This window comes from Sulfurimonas limnophila (assembly GCF_059705345.1).
Window position 1 is genome coordinate 1,028,774 of record NZ_AP046127.1, and the last position, 14,697, is coordinate 1,043,470.

Annotated in this window: 17 protein-coding genes; 14 read left to right on the plus strand and 3 right to left on the minus strand. The window is 35.4% G+C overall.

Annotation, left to right across the window (positions count from 1 at the left end; all coding sequences use genetic code 11):
- The first annotated feature begins 39 nt into the window (after positions 1-39).
- From AC6H33_RS05280 to AC6H33_RS05295, 4 genes are all read left to right on the plus strand, one after another.
- Complete coding sequence (locus AC6H33_RS05280) at positions 40-1,326, plus strand: TolC family protein (protein WP_497605911.1); 1,287 nt, start codon at positions 40-42, stop codon at positions 1,324-1,326.
- Complete coding sequence (locus AC6H33_RS05285; RefSeq protein ID WP_497605912.1) at positions 1,316-3,046, plus strand: peptidase domain-containing ABC transporter; 1,731 nt, start codon at positions 1,316-1,318, stop codon at positions 3,044-3,046. Before AC6H33_RS05280 ends, AC6H33_RS05285 begins: the two co-directional genes overlap by 11 nt.
- Positions 3,046-4,212: a beta-barrel domain-containing protein gene (locus AC6H33_RS05290; RefSeq protein ID WP_497605913.1), complete on the plus strand. Its 1,167-nt coding sequence runs from the start codon at positions 3,046-3,048 to the stop codon at positions 4,210-4,212. Before AC6H33_RS05285 ends, AC6H33_RS05290 begins: the two co-directional genes overlap by 1 nt.
- Before the next feature lie 101 nt (positions 4,213-4,313).
- Positions 4,314-4,946 carry a tyrosine-type recombinase/integrase gene (locus tag AC6H33_RS05295; protein ID WP_497605914.1) on the plus strand — a complete coding sequence of 211 codons (633 nt, stop codon included), beginning with the start codon at positions 4,314-4,316 and terminating at the stop codon, positions 4,944-4,946.
- A gap of 1,322 nt (positions 4,947-6,268) precedes the next feature.
- Here AC6H33_RS05295 and AC6H33_RS05300 read toward each other — a convergent pair.
- Genes AC6H33_RS05300 through AC6H33_RS05310 form a run of 3 tightly spaced genes read right to left on the minus strand, consistent with a single transcriptional unit; the run spans position 6,269 to position 7,871 of the window.
- Positions 6,269-6,880: a hypothetical protein gene (locus tag AC6H33_RS05300; protein ID WP_497605915.1), complete on the minus strand. Its 612-nt coding sequence runs from the start codon at positions 6,878-6,880 to the stop codon at positions 6,269-6,271.
- The gene (locus AC6H33_RS05305; RefSeq protein ID WP_497605916.1) at positions 6,873-7,460 is read right to left on the minus strand and encodes a hypothetical protein; all 588 of its coding nucleotides are present in this window, start codon (positions 7,458-7,460) and stop codon (positions 6,873-6,875) included. The genes AC6H33_RS05300 and AC6H33_RS05305 overlap by 8 nt, the downstream gene beginning before the upstream one ends.
- 9 nt (positions 7,461-7,469) lie before the next feature.
- Positions 7,470-7,871 (minus strand): hypothetical protein, encoded by a 402-nt coding sequence (locus AC6H33_RS05310; RefSeq protein WP_497605917.1) that lies wholly within the window; start codon positions 7,869-7,871, stop codon positions 7,470-7,472.
- A 111-nt stretch (positions 7,872-7,982) separates the two neighbouring features.
- Between AC6H33_RS05310 and AC6H33_RS05315 the strand changes: the two genes are divergently transcribed.
- The 10 genes from AC6H33_RS05315 to AC6H33_RS05360 all read left to right on the plus strand — a co-directional run bounded on the left by AC6H33_RS05315 (position 7,983) and on the right by AC6H33_RS05360 (position 14,681).
- Entirely contained in the window at positions 7,983-8,210 is a 228-nt protein-coding gene (locus AC6H33_RS05315; RefSeq protein WP_497605918.1) for a hypothetical protein, read from the plus strand.
- Positions 8,211-8,224: 14 nt separating this feature from the next.
- Positions 8,225-8,476: a helix-turn-helix transcriptional regulator gene (locus tag AC6H33_RS05320; RefSeq protein WP_497605919.1), complete on the plus strand. Its 252-nt coding sequence runs from the start codon at positions 8,225-8,227 to the stop codon at positions 8,474-8,476.
- A gap of 257 nt (positions 8,477-8,733) precedes the next feature.
- Entirely contained in the window at positions 8,734-9,378 is a 645-nt protein-coding gene (locus AC6H33_RS05325) for a hypothetical protein (RefSeq protein WP_497605920.1), read from the plus strand.
- A gap of 2 nt (positions 9,379-9,380) precedes the next feature.
- Positions 9,381-9,683, plus strand: a complete 303-nt coding sequence (locus AC6H33_RS05330; protein ID WP_497605921.1) for a hypothetical protein — start codon at positions 9,381-9,383, stop codon at positions 9,681-9,683.
- Between the two features lie 3 nt (positions 9,684-9,686).
- Entirely contained in the window at positions 9,687-10,457 is a 771-nt protein-coding gene (locus AC6H33_RS05335; protein WP_497605922.1) for a nucleotide-binding protein, read from the plus strand.
- Between the two features lie 73 nt (positions 10,458-10,530).
- Positions 10,531-10,923: a hypothetical protein gene (locus AC6H33_RS05340; RefSeq protein WP_497605923.1), complete on the plus strand. Its 393-nt coding sequence runs from the start codon at positions 10,531-10,533 to the stop codon at positions 10,921-10,923.
- A complete protein-coding gene (mobF, locus tag AC6H33_RS05345) occupies positions 10,907-12,454 on the plus strand; it encodes a MobF family relaxase (RefSeq protein ID WP_497605924.1) in 1,548 nt (515 codons plus the stop codon). Before AC6H33_RS05340 ends, mobF begins: the two co-directional genes overlap by 17 nt.
- Complete coding sequence (locus tag AC6H33_RS05350; protein WP_497605925.1) at positions 12,451-12,702, plus strand: hypothetical protein; 252 nt, start codon at positions 12,451-12,453, stop codon at positions 12,700-12,702. Before mobF ends, AC6H33_RS05350 begins: the two co-directional genes overlap by 4 nt.
- A 1-nt stretch (position 12,703) precedes the next feature.
- Positions 12,704-14,419: a hypothetical protein gene (locus AC6H33_RS05355; RefSeq protein ID WP_497605926.1), complete on the plus strand. Its 1,716-nt coding sequence runs from the start codon at positions 12,704-12,706 to the stop codon at positions 14,417-14,419.
- On the plus strand, positions 14,409-14,681 hold the full coding sequence (locus AC6H33_RS05360) for a hypothetical protein (RefSeq protein WP_497605927.1): 273 nt from the start codon (positions 14,409-14,411) through the stop codon (positions 14,679-14,681). The genes AC6H33_RS05355 and AC6H33_RS05360 overlap by 11 nt, the downstream gene beginning before the upstream one ends.
- The last annotated feature ends 16 nt before the right edge of the window (positions 14,682-14,697 follow it).

Below are 14,697 nucleotides of genomic sequence, written 5' to 3' on the forward strand. Positions count from 1 at the left end.
TTTTATACTAAATAACCAATAAACCTTTAGGATGTGTGTATGATTAAAAAAAAATCTGTTTTGTCTCTTTTTCTTTTAGCTATTTCCCTTCAAGCTTCTCCCTATGAAAAATTTGTCGAAGATTTAATTAGTACTTCTTTTGAAAAAAATCCTTCGATATTATCTAAACAAAACTCAATAACCGCTACGAGTTACAGTGTAGATGGCGCATGGTGGCAATACTTTCCAACACCATCCTTACGTGCTGAGAATGATGAAAATGGAGCTCAAGTAGCAAACTTTAGTCTTCAGCAGCCACTATGGGCAGGTGGAAGAATAGATGCGACATATAATAAAGCGAAAATTCAAAAGCAAATAGCACAAATGAATTTAGCTGAAACAAAAGAGAGTTTGGCTATTTTGGTGACTCAAAATATTTATAGTTTACTCTCATCATATGGAAAAGCTTTAGTTTACATTGAGGCTCTCAAACGATTGGAAGAGCATAAAAACATGATTACAAGAAGAATAGCCGAAGGCGTTTCTCCGGACTCGGAACTATCACTTATTCAAGCCAGACTTACACAAGCTCAAACAGATCATTCTATGGCATTGGCTTTGCAAAGTAGAGCATTGCTTACACTAGAACAGTTACTTGCTAGAAGAGTCTCAATAGAAGAATTTAAAGATATTTTGCCAAAAGAGTTAAATCAACTTGAATTAACGCCACAATATAACGACGACAATTTAATAGCCAAAGTAGTTGCGGTTAATCCTTCTTTAGAGAAGTATGCGCAACAAATTAACGCGCAATCTCAAGAAGTAACTATTAAAGAATCCGCTATCTATCCTAGTGTTTACGCTAAGTATGAAAAAAATTGGGCAGATGAAAGCAATATCGCAAATAGTAGTAGTATGAACAATAGAAGTTATTCAGTTTTTAAAGTCGGTTTAGAGTACACGCCTGGCGCGGGCTTCTCGTCAATCTCGGCAATAGAAGCAGCTAAGGCGGACGTATTGACTCTATCAAGTGATAGGGACAATATAGAACTAGAGATAAAACAAAAAGTGGCTTCGGAATTGAGTGATTATCAGTTCACCTATGAGAGATATGACAACTATGTTTTGGCTATCAAAACGAATGAAGAGACTAGAGCTTCATATAAAAGATTATTTATTGCGGGAAAAAGAAGTTGGTTGGATGTTCTTAATGCGGAGAGGGAGCTGATTAACGCTCAGATAAGTTTAAGTGATGTTCAGGCCTATTTAGTCACAACGCCTATAAAATTCAAAATCTTTTCAAATGAGTTAAAAAAGTTAAAAATAAGGGTAGAGAATGAGCAGTAATAAAAAAGATCAAACAGCCTATGGGATGTTTAAATCTAATCTTTTACGATACAAGAGATATATTTTTGAAGGGATAGCCGCGACTATAGTTATTAATATTTTAGCTTTGGCAACTTCTTTGTTTAGTATGCAAGTGTATGACAGAGTTATTCCGACTCATGGACTATCTACGCTCTTTACCCTGGCGTTAGGCGTTATCATAATGATAATTTTTGAATTCAGTATGAAAATGGCTAGAAGTTTGATTATGGACAATGTGATTGTTGGTTTGGATAACACATACTCAAGACAGATTTATAAAAGACTTTTGTCTATCAGACTAGATCAAATGCCTTCAAGCGTGGGTTCTTTGTCTTCTCAGTTAAAAGGGTATGAAACAATTAGAACGTTTTTAACAGCGAGTACTTTGTACTTATTTGTCGATACACCTTTCGCTATTTTATATATTTTACTTTTGGCGTTTATTGGAAGCCCTTGGATCGCTCTCATATCTTTTACTTTTTTTATCACGGCGTTATGCGTAGGCTTATGGTTAAAATATAAAATAAAGCTTCATGCAACTGACAGTGCTAAATACAATAATATAAAAATCGGAGAATTAGTCGAAACTATTCAAGGTTCTGAGATTATAAAAGCGGGATATGGTGAAAAGAAATTTTTAGCAAGATGGATGCACACAAGCAAGGGCGCCATTTCTAATGATTTGTCTATGAGACATATAAATGAAAACTCAACATATATTGCTGCGTTGCTACAGCAACTAGGGTATGCTTCAATCATTATTACTGGAGCTTTTTTGGTTATAAGTGGCGATATGACTATGGGAGCGTTAATCGCTTGTACTATTATTTCAGGAAGAATTATGGCACCCGTAGCTGCATTGCCTGGATTGTTTACTCAAATGGCCCACTCAAAAGCCGCATTGGAAGGACTTGAGCAAATGTATAGCTTAAAAACCTATCATCATGACATTGCAACTCCCTTAAAGCCCTCAATCATCTTAGGCGATTACTCAGTATCTGATGTAGAGTACTCATATACAGAGGGCGTGAAGGCTTTATCTATTGAAAACTTTACCATCAATAGAGGAGATAAAATTGCAATCGTTGGGAGCATAGGATCGGGTAAAAGCACATTTTTGAAAATCTTATCAGGTATGTATAGCCCACAAGAGGGAAAAGTGCTCTTAGACAATTTAGATATCTCCTTGATAGATAGAGAGCTTCTTTCTAATACGATTGGTTATATGACGCAAGACAATAGACTCTTTCAAGGAACACTGAGAGAAAATTTGATTATAGGTCAAAAAGACCCTGGAGACGAGGTTTTAAGAGACATAGCTACACTCACTGGTCTCATTCAAATTGTTCAAAGTAATCCACAAGGGTTTGAATTGCCTATTAGCGAGGGGGGAGTTGGATTGTCTACGGGTCAGAAGCAATTAGTGGCAATAACAAGACTTTTGATTAACAGCCCAACTATTTGGCTTTTAGACGAGCCAACTGCTTCGATGGATGGACAGTTAGAAAACAAAATGCTAAAAATTTTAGCGACAACTATTAAAGAAGAAGACACTGTGGTGATTGTAACTCACAAACCTTCTATTTTGGCGATAGTAGATAAAATACTGGTGTTAAACAATGGGAAAATAGCCATGTTTGGAAATAAAAATGAGATTTTGGAGAAACTCCAATCTCCTGTCTCTAGCAAGGAAAATTAATGTCTTTATCTATAGTAAGCAGACAAAAAACAAAACGAGCGAGATACTTTATTTATATCATAGTGGTTGCATTTTCAACTATTTTACTCTGGGCTTATAGTTTTGAAATTGAGCGAAGTATTAGAACGCAAGGACAAATAGTCTCGGCGGATAAAACGCAAATTATCCAATCCGCTGATGCCGGCGTTATAGAGTCAATACAGTTTAAAGAGGGAGATAGTGTTAAAAAAGGAGATATTCTTGTGGTCTTAGAAAAAGAGAGAGCAAACGCAGCCTATACTGATACTCTGGGAAAAGTTTCCGCCTTAAAAATAACCCTATGTAGATTAAAAGCCGAAGTGTATGGAAAGCCTCTTTCTTTTCCCTCCGAGCTTTCAAAATATAAAGAGTTCATATCTAATCAAACGGACTTGTATAAACGAAGAAAACAAGCAATAGATGAAGATGTTTCTACTTTAAAAGAGAGTTTGGAATTGGCAAAGCTAGAGCTGCAAATGAACAACAACCTTTTAAAAACAGGAGATGTTGGAAAATTGGAAGTACTTAAACTGCAAAGGCAAATTACTGATATTAAAGGCCAAATATCTACGAAAAAAAATAAATATTTTCAAGATGCTCAAGCTGAAATGACTAAGGTTCAAGAAGATTTGTCAACTCAGGAACAAACATTACTTGATAGAAAGCAGCTGCTAGAACATACTACATTAGTTTCTCCTATGGATGGAGTTGTAAATAAAATCAATTTTACCACAATAGGAGCTGTTGTAAAACCTGGAGACGAAGTCGTTGAGCTACTGCCTACGGAGTCTGATTTAATTGTGGAAGTCAAAATCCAGCCAATAGATATGTCACATTTAGTTAAAGGATTAAAGGCAATCATTAAACTAGATGCCTATGATTTTTCTATTTATGGAGCGATGATTGGAGAGGTGGATTATATAAGCCCTGATTCCTTAACTGAACAAGGGAGAAATGGCGATACAATTTATTATAAAGCAAAGATTCGTATCAAGGAAAAAGAATTTAGAAACAGGTTTGCTGATGAAATACAGATAAATCCAGGTATGACAGTCACAGTAGATATAAAAACTGGAAGTAGAACAGTTTTAGAGTATATTACTAAACCAATTACTAAAACTATTAGTGAGTCTTTGAGTGAAAAATAAAATTTTATAGAAGTTGATAGTTTTCTTTAGGGAAAGATAGGGGACAAAAGCTTTTTTTCACAAAAAAAAGCCCTAAAAATAGGGCTTTAAGACTACTCTCTTTGTTTGGTAGCATAATAAAGAATGCTAGTAGAGAAGAGCTACTCAAAAATGATATTTCAATATTTATAAAAAAAGATAGTGTGGATAACGATAGAGAAAGATTTTTAACCGTAGAAGAGATTAAAAAGTTATACAAAGTCGTTGAAGGGGATAAGAGACTACATCTTTTTTGTAAATTATCATTAACTACAGGTGCAAGACTTGCCTCAACTATGAATATAAGGAAAAAAGATATAGATATAACACATAAAATTTTAACACTTAAAGATTTTAAAAATAATACTACATACAAAGCTTTTTTAAAGGATGATGTAGTTGAACTCTTAAAAAAGTATACAGATGAGATTGAACATACTGAAAAGCTATTTGATGTGAGTGAAACGACTATTCAAAAGCCATTAAGAGAGATTTTAAACAAGCTGTTCAATACAAAATTAGATTCAGGCGATAGAAAGAATAGGGTGGTGCTTCACACACTAAGACATACCTTTGCTTCACACCTTGCAATAAATGGAACACCTATTTTTACGATTCAAAAGCTCATGAATCACAAAGATATAAAAATGACTTTGAGATATGCAAAGCTAGCAGATCATAGCGGCAGAATTGAAGTAGATAATTTAGGATTTTGATATAATTGCAATGCGGTTCTGCTGTAGCTATATGCAACAGCTGGAACTGTGCATATAGTTTTAGTAAATCTTTAACCGTGAAAGGTGTTGATTTACATGTCAAAGATTGTTCTCTCAATCCTTGAAGTTATTTGTGAGATAGTTAAATATCTCAAGAATAATTAAAACAAAGAGGGAAGCTTAACGGCTTCTCTCGTATGCAAATTATACCACAAACAAAAAAATCTTCAATCTTTTTATAAAAAAAAACGCTTTTTTACCAAAAAATACATAAACATATTGTCACAATAATGTCAAAAAAAGAGACAATTTAAGCTAAAACATAAAGCGACTTAGATATTTCTTGCGATAATCCTCAACAAACTATAATAAAGCATTATAAGCAGTAATTATAACTTAAGCTTAAAAAGCCCACAAATTGCTATAATTTTCTCATACAAATTACTGAACGGGGTACTAAGTTGTGGCTCTCCCCAAGAGCCAAGGAGACTCCCAGTCTCCCGTTGAGTAATTAAAAAGATACAACTTAGTACCTTGTGTCTCACTCAAAAAAAATCACAATATAAAAAAATAGATAGATCTTACTACTATCGAAGCTTTGAAGCACTTGTAATATAAAAAAGGGTTTTGGAGTAATAAATATCGAAAGACTTTATCAGTCTCTTTCCAAAGTTTGGCGACGCTGGAAGACTGATAAAGCTCGGCACATAAAGATTATGTGGTGTCCGCAATTATACCACAAAATTCTCAAATCCGTTCATATTTTCTTACCAATTGTTAAAATAAATAATAGCGGTTGGATGGGCAACTGCAAGGTTGAAAATCCTTTAAAAGCTAATAGCCTTCAACTCCCTAGAGATCGGGAGGGAAAACATAGAGTTAGCCACATCAAGGATAAGATGTCAAAAACCAAAAGAGACCAAATGTACAGAGTGTGAGGCGGTTTGCGGTTCAATTCACTCTGGAGATACCCGTAGTAAACAGCAATGTTTAGTAGTGACTCCCTTAAGGCTGGTAGGAGCGGATATAATAAGCCGCTATGCTGTAAGACTAAAAGGTTATGGATAAGGGCTACCGTCCATGTAATTGTTTTAAGTCGATGAGTACAACATCGATTTAGTGTGTTAAAAATGAAAGCGAAACCTCATTTGACGCGGCTAAAACTACTCCTATATAGAGAATAGTTATCAAATGGCTATCCTCTATATAGGGTAGTTATGTCTATTTTTCAGCATTTCCTATTTTCTGCGGCTTTTTAGAGAGTTTTTAAAAAAGAAAAATTGAAAAATAGATATAACGAGATAAAAAAGATGGAGGAAGCCTTAGCTTTTACTATAGTTAGCTTTTATTTTTTTTATTTTATCTTGGCAATAATAATCAAAGTCAAACTTAGATCCAAATTCGGATGTTTTTACACAATCTGCAATCAGGTAAGGTGAATACTTGTATTTTTTACTTAATTGCATAGGAGAACCTATAAGTAATCTATCTGAAATTCCTTCAGACCCTTCTATGCTTGGGTCAATAATAGTTCCATCAGATAGAGTAATCCATGCATGCATATTACTAGGTACTACTCTACTATTGTTATATTTATCAATAAAATGTTTTTTTGTACCTACAGAAAAAATATCATGATTATCTATAGTTGTTGTTATTCTACCAAAAGTTAAAAAAGCATATTGTTGTTTAGTTATGACAGTAGCAATATCAATTAAGAATATTGATAAGGGCATACATAACCCACTGCTTATAATTTTTTGAAACTCCTCTAATGCAATAGCATTATAGTAATTCATTAACTCTACATCTTTATTTGATATGTCTTTATAACGCATATCTAATTCAAAGATAGCTTTTTTATTTTTAAACAAATACCCGTCTTTGGCAGTATTAAATAATTTCTCATATTCTATATTAGCGGTATTATTCATTGATTATCCTATCACTTACAAGCTGCTCAACAGCATTGGCAGTATGTATGCACTCTGTATTAAAAGATATTTTAGGATACAGCTCATTGATTGGATATATATTAATAGAATAGCCTACCAAATCTTTCATTTTAAGCAAACTCCTAATCTCATTATACATAAGTACAATATCTTCTTTCCCTTTGATTTTTTGAGTTACCGTCTCTTCGTTCAGCATTAAATACATAGCAGGAAAATATCTCATTGTAAAAAGCAACAAAGTAATAAATAAAGACAAAACCACAAATATAAAAAGTGTGACTTGTATATACTCTATTATATTAGGTTTAAAATCAAGATAATAAATAAAAAAAGTAGAAGCAAAAAAACTACCTATAAAAAGACCAAAAAGAGTACGAGCAAGATCTACCTTGTTTATATAATTATGAAACACTCTTATTTTAAGCTCATCTTTGATTTTAAGGGGTTTGAAAATAAGAGATGAATAGAAGTTGTTTTGGGTGCCAATTGCTGCACTTGTAAAATCTTGTGCAACTTCATTTTTAGTATTATGAAAATTGTTTTTTTGCTGACTAATCATTTTTGTATATTACATATATTTAGGCAGAAGTGACGATAAATCAGTTTTTAACTCATCAACTTTTTGTTTTGAGACGGCAAAACTATACAAAGTATCAACAAGTTTTAAAATATTAGGATCAATATTAATCGAACCGATATTTTGAGTGTGTGAACTTTTATTTTTTGAGCTAAAATCTTGTCCTACCACATTATTACTATTTTGAAAATTATTAGTTTGTACATCCCCAAAAATCTCATTATATATACCTAGTTCACGACATTTTTTTTTAATCGCGTTTACGGAATTACGAGTCCGCCAGCTTGATATTGAAGTTTGTTTTGTATCTAAAATTTGAGCAAGTTCACTTATTGTGCTTACATTGTAATGATTTAATAGCTTTTCTATATAAAAATCTGCATTATATTGCATATATAACTCCTATATTGCATAAGTAACTCAAAATAACTCTAATTTAAGCTTAAAATAAGCGTTATAATGCAATAATACATTATCAATAGAGGTAAAGAGAGGTAAATAGCAATGAATAGTATAACACACAAAAATGAAAAAACAAATAAAGTTGATGAAGCAATAGAGCTTTATCTAAACATGCCAGAAGATCTTTTTGATTTTATGTTTCAAAATTATTGTGATTTACAAGATGGAAACTTAGAAAATTCCAAAAAAGTCAAACTTGATGAATTCGATCCAAACTGGATGATTAATGTGCCTGCTGCCATCAAATGGGCAGTTCAAAATGAAAAATAAAAAAAGGATACGTCATGAAAAATGAATCAATTACACAAACACTCGAAGAGATAAATAATCTCAACCCTAAATTTAAGAAATTGCTCGCGCTAAATCAGAAACAAACCGCAGATGCAATAGGCGTCAGTAGTTCGACTCTCGAATCATGGCGCAAAGAAGGTATAGGACCGTCATACAAAAAACAAAATAACGGTAAGCGTGCCCGTGTACTTTACCCAAAACAAGCCATAGCAGAGTGGCTATCAGATACCGTTAAAACGGCGTAGCTTAAACGCTGCGTCTTACCCTCATTTAAGCCCTACTAATAGGGCTTAAATGAGGCTAAAACCCTCAATGTTATTTAAAAATTAAGCCTGACTCACTAAAAACGAAACCCTTGCACCTGTTTTTTTGACAGAGCACGTGGTATAGCAGGTAAAAAAATATGCGCAATGTAGGAGACTGTGAGAGTTGCACATAGTTATAAACTTGATATTGCATTTTAGGAATGTAATACAAAATTTATAAAGTAAAGGAGTCAAAAATGAGCAGGGAAGAAGATAAAGAGCTTTTAAGTAATTTAATTTTTGCGAATAAAAAATTTGCCGAAAATTTGGAAGAATTAAAAAAACTTGACGGGATTGCGGCGAGGGCAAAAGCCCTAAACGAGGTCGATACCTCTAAAATTTTAGAACAACTTGACTTGGTTAGTTTTACACAAATATCGCGCAAAATAATCGATCGATTAAATGAGCAATTTGAGGCGCAACGGGTTCAAATCAATAAAAGTGCGGCGGCAGCCGAAACCGCCGCAAAAGAGCTATCAAAAAAAGCCGAAAATCTGACAGTTGTGGCGGATGGTTTTAACAATCTTGATAATATGTCTCAAGATTTGGATCAGTTTGTTAAAAAGTTCAAACAGATGAGCTATAAAAGCCTATATTTAGGCGTTATATCGGCTACTGTAGTAGGTATATTTGCGGGCGGTGTATTATCTTACGCCTACCAGTTTGGCACCGGAGACACTGGGCGCTGGCTTGAGTTTGCGAGTAAAACAAACGCTGTAATCATGCCCGCAAATGCGGGCGGCTACAAAATATTTACACCCGCTGCTCAGTCTAAATTTTTTTTAGAGAGCAATAAAAACGGGGCAGATGTGTTGTTTATTTACCCAGCGGGGGTAAAGTAAAAATGAAACCACTTGAAAAATTCAAAAGTCGCGAACCCCCAAAAAGACGGGTTCAAAAGCTTGAAAAAATAAAAGAAGAGGTAGCGGATTTATACGCCTCCGGCTACCAAGCCGAGCAAATTCAACTTTTTGCTCTTTCTCAAAAAATAGAAGTATCACTTCGTACGATAAGACGATATTTAAGCAAACTTAAAGCTTCAAAATTTTCCCCTACAAACCCGTCGGCGGAGCCGACCAAACCTAAAAATGGTGAGCGAAAACCTAGCCCATTTTTACAAAAAATCATAAAACAAGCAGAGGAGTAAAATATGATATTTATTATCGCAAATTCAAAGGGCGGCGTAGGTAAAACCAATACTGCCATAACTATAGCGTGCCTGCTGCACGCAGCAGGTAAAAAATTTAAGCTGATTGAGCTTGACAACAACAACTCAAGCCTTTTGTTTAAAAACTCAAAAGTAATGAGCCAAGACAATATCAAATCGCTCAAAATCGATAAAAAAGATGAAGCCGTGGCGGATATGCTTTTTGATTTGATGGATGATCCATACATTAATTATATCGTTGACATCGGCGGGGGAGATGACACAGCGCCGATAGTGCAAAAACTCAAACAAGTAAACCGTCCAAAAACTTGGATTATTCCAACGACAAAGATTAAAAAATACTTAGCCAACGCAGTAGCAACACATGACGATATAAACGACCCCGACAACACTGTATTTTGTCTAAACATGTACTCTGATTTTGCAAAAATTCAAAAAGAGTTCATTTATTTTTTCGGAGACCCAAAAATCGGCATAAAACCATACTCACCTATTTTTGCAAAAGCAAGAACAATAGGTATCCCGTTTAGTCACCATTTTGAGATTGCGGCAGATGATGAGCAAACCATTTATGACCTTGCCGCGATATCTCGTGAGACATCGCAAGAAGAAGCCGAAGCAGAGTTTTACGCCGCCGCAAAAGGCGATCGCGAAAAGTTTCACAAAATGCTAATGATGTATTGGCGCAGCCAAGAGGCGGCGCAAGTTTTTAATGAGATTGAGCAAAATTGCTCAAGCGAGCTTTTATCGTAAAAAAGCTCAAAAATGACAGATAAAGACATAAAAAGACATAGAGTGCCACCAAAAAGACACACAAAGACAGAGAGTGTCACAGAGTGCCATCAAAAAGACAAGAAAAGGACACTCTAAAGAGTTGCACCAATGCCACTTTAAAAAAAAGTGGCGTGCTTGGGTGGAGTTTGGGTGTAAAAATCAAAAAAAGGAGATAAAAATGAATATTAGCCAATTTTATATGGATCAGCTTGCTGTCAAAAAAGTTACCTTTAAATTCCTCAAAAATAAGATTTTGCAGGATTTTGACGAGTTGGGAGATTTAACATTTGTTGCTTACAAATCACCAAACAACAAAGATAAATACAAAAATTTGGGATATTTGCTTAAAAATAACTCAAAATTTGTAACGCAAATAAGAGTATATATTATTGCCGCGCGGTTATACATGCTCACTAAAGTTCAAAAAAATGCTCACGGTTCGTAAACTGAGCCTCGCACAAGCCTCTACTTACTATTCAAAAGACAACTACTACACGGAGCAGCAGGGCGAGTTTTACGGTAAATTAAAAGATAAGTTAGGTTTAAATGACCTCACTCATGAGAGCTTTATTCAACTCCTGCAAGGTGTCAACCCCTCTACAGGGGAGAGTCTAGTCGCCTCAAAGAATGGTAAAGAGGCGGCGGTGCCCGCCTTTGATTTTACTTTTAGTCCATCAAAAAGTATAAGTATTGTATATGAGGCGGCGCTTGCAAAAGGCGATACTATCCTTGCAGCTGCCATTCAAAAAGCTCACGACAACGCAGTAAATACGGCTTTGTCTCACATTGAGCAAGAGCAAATAAAAGCGAGAGTTCAAGTAAAAGGCAAGCGACAGAGTGTAAATACCGGCTCTATGGTTGCCGCAAAATTTCAACATGACATTAACCGTGCGCTAGATCCGCAGCTTCATACACACTCAGTTATTTTTAACATAACTAAGTGCGAGGATGGAAAATATCGCGCACTTGACGCTTCACACCTCTTGAAAAAAAACTGCCCAATAATTAAAAATATAGGGCAGTTTTATAGGGAGGCTTTGCGCGAAGAGCTGCAAAAAGCAGGTTTTGAGCTGCGAGATACAAATAAAAGTGAAAGCTTCTACGAGCTTAAAAATGTAGATGATAAACTCATTGAGGCTTTTTCAAGCCGTAACATAGCCATAAAAGCCAAAGTTGAGGAGCTTAAAAAAGAACATCCTCATTTATCTAAAAGTCAGCTCTCATTAAGAGCTTTTTTTAATACAAGAGTTGCAAAAAAAGAGGTAAATCGCGACGAGGTTCGCGTAAAAAATGTTGAGCTGATGTCTCAACATGTAGATATCAACAAGCTTCTATCTTCTTTACAGCCTATTTCAAAAAATGAGGTTCAAAAAGACCAAGAGCTAAAACAAGACGAGCTTAAAAAATTAATCTCTCTTGTAAAAAGCGAAATTACAAATAAAAAACACCGTACACCTTTAAATGTCGCGACTAAAATCACAACTAAAATAGATAATCCTATATCTATTTCAATTCTATTCAAAAAAATTAAAACCGAGGAGGCAAAACAACAAACAGAGTTTAAAAATATGCATGAGGTGCTAATCAACAGTTTACAATCCACAAAGTTAGACACGCAAAAACTTTTCGCGAGTCTCAAACAACCAGATATAAAAATTAAAATTGAGGAGGCAATCGAAAATGCCCGGGGAACAACCAATAACCGAGATAGATTTGCTGCAAGCTTTAGTGAGCTCTCAGACAAACTTGAGCGAGCAAAACTCTCTCATTATAGAGATGCTTCAAATATTATTACCACAACCGCAGAGCGAGGAGTCGCAAGAGCCAAGCTTGAAAGAGATGATGTTACTAATGCTAGAACAACAGGAGTTAATCATAAACCAGTTGTCGTCACAATCGAGGACATCAGAACCGCAGAGCGAGCTTATGCCGAGCAACGAGCCCGAGAACTTCAAAAACAAGGAGTTACAAGATGAGTAATAATCAAAATTTAGTAGTAATTAGCGAGCTTCAGTCCGCCATAAATGAGCTAGACCACAACCGCGTCTCATGGATTGATAAGCATTATGTGATGGATTTGCGAGATAAAGCGCAAGTGCTTTTAGAGGCGGTTTCAAGGCTTGAAGACGCAGAAAAAGAGGCAGCGATAGACGCAGCGCAAGAGTTTTTAATCGAGATTAAACCGGTTATTCAAGAGTTGTATAAGCAAAAAATAGGAGCTTAAAATGGACTTTATATCACGCAAATATACGGTATTAATGGGTAACGAGCCCTTAACTCTATGGGTAAAAAATGATCAGGTGCAAAGCGCAAAGTTTTTGGATAAAAAAATCCAATTAAATTTAGATGAGGAGACGGTTAAACTCATCAAAGATAATCCTACAAAAATAGTCAACGGTAACAACCTTACCGCCAACGAAGATTTTACACGCAAAGTCTCAAAAATGATGAGCTCCAAACTTGAGCTTGCGATTGCAAAAAATGATAAAAAGACTTTATCAAGATTTGCGCGTTCAGAGTTAGTGCCGGAGGACATGAAGCTTGATTTTATTGCTGCTATCAATCGTCAAAATGGTTTAAGAGGCGTATTAACAAGAGCCGTAAATCGCACAAACTCCATTTTTCAAAATCTGGCTAAAAAAATAGACAGATTTTTTGACAAAGTCACAGACAAAATCGCAAACAAAAAATTAGATCCATATTTAAGCAAATATCAACTTCAACATGTAAACAAAGCACCACCGCTGTCAGAGCAGGATTTAAAATCACATGTTGACCCCAAATTAATGGAGCTTGCGGAGCAGTTTTTCAAAGAAAAAGGCTTAGATAAGCGACAGTTTAGCGCAGAACTTTTGAGTGATCGCATTATACTTAATGAGTTTTTGGAGAGAGGTGTTTCAAAGGGCTTCACTATCAAGGATTCTCAAGTAGCACTGTTTAAGGTTGAGGGCCAGGCAATTAACACTTTGCTTATGTCTGACAAAATGCAAGAAAATTTAAATCTCCAAGCAGCGATTAAAGATTTGCAAGACAAGTTACATGTCTATGAGGCAAGAGAGACAAGTAAAAACGAAACGCTTAAGGATTTTGAGGTACTCGCAAAAGATTTGCAAGCGATCGATAAAATAGACCTACTCGTTAAAAATAAAGAGTATCTATCTATGACACCCGACCAACAAACAAAGTTTGAAGATTTTCATATCTTTAAATTTGAGCCAGTGCAAGAGAGAGCAAAAGAGATATCTGTTATTCAGGAGCAAATCAGAGCCCCAAAAACAGAAACAATTATCGACCGTACTCCTACGGTTGATTTTTTTGACAAAACTATCCAGGGCAAAATCGCTCAAGAGTGGAGTAAGCAACAAGTCGCTAACCGTGAGAGTGCTTCACCCACAAGAGACTTTATGAACATTTCCGCAGTACGCTTTAACGGCGTAAGTAAAGAGTCGCTTGACAAATGGGCTTTAGCTGCTAAATCAAACGCTCAAGCAGACCCAAAAACTATTGATAAATTTGTTGAGGCTTCTTTACGCAACGCTAAAGAGCTTGGAAAAGTCGGAGTCTTAAAAGAGGCTACTCAAGGCGAGTATAAGTTTGTTGATAATTTTGCGAAACAAGCTCTTTATCAAAATGTTGATAAAACAACAGCTCAAATCCAAGAGGTTAACCAAGGCAAAGAGGTAACGAGAGAGTTATACAATAAAGACGAGATAAAAGAGCGGGTTCAACATATGTCAAGCGCGGACAGCTTCAAAGAGCTGCTAAATTCAAAGGGAGAGCTAGACTCTCAAAAACTTTTCGAGTATGCTCAAAAGCTTCAATCTGTAGCCGCGGCATTCCATGAGCGAGAGAGCCCAAGTGTGGTAGTAACGCGTGAGGACTTACAAAAAGCAGACAGAGCGCACGAGTCAAAAGAGCAGGGGCGAGAAAATGCAAGATAAAAAAATATATATGCAGCTAGGCGACGGTTCTGAGTTCGAGAGCCTAAAGCAAAGCTCCAATCAAATGGAGTCGGAGCAGCCATTTTTTGAAAAAAAGATGGCAGAGAGAGGTTTCGCAGAATTCAAGGATATAGGGTTTGATAGTGTCGAAGTTGTTCAATTAGGTGCAGGTATGGTTTCTATAACCATACCTTTGGCTTTGATTGAATTTTTAAATAAATTTTTATCTAAATTTGAATTAGAGAAGAGGATAGAGAGATGAGTGATTTATTTTTAAT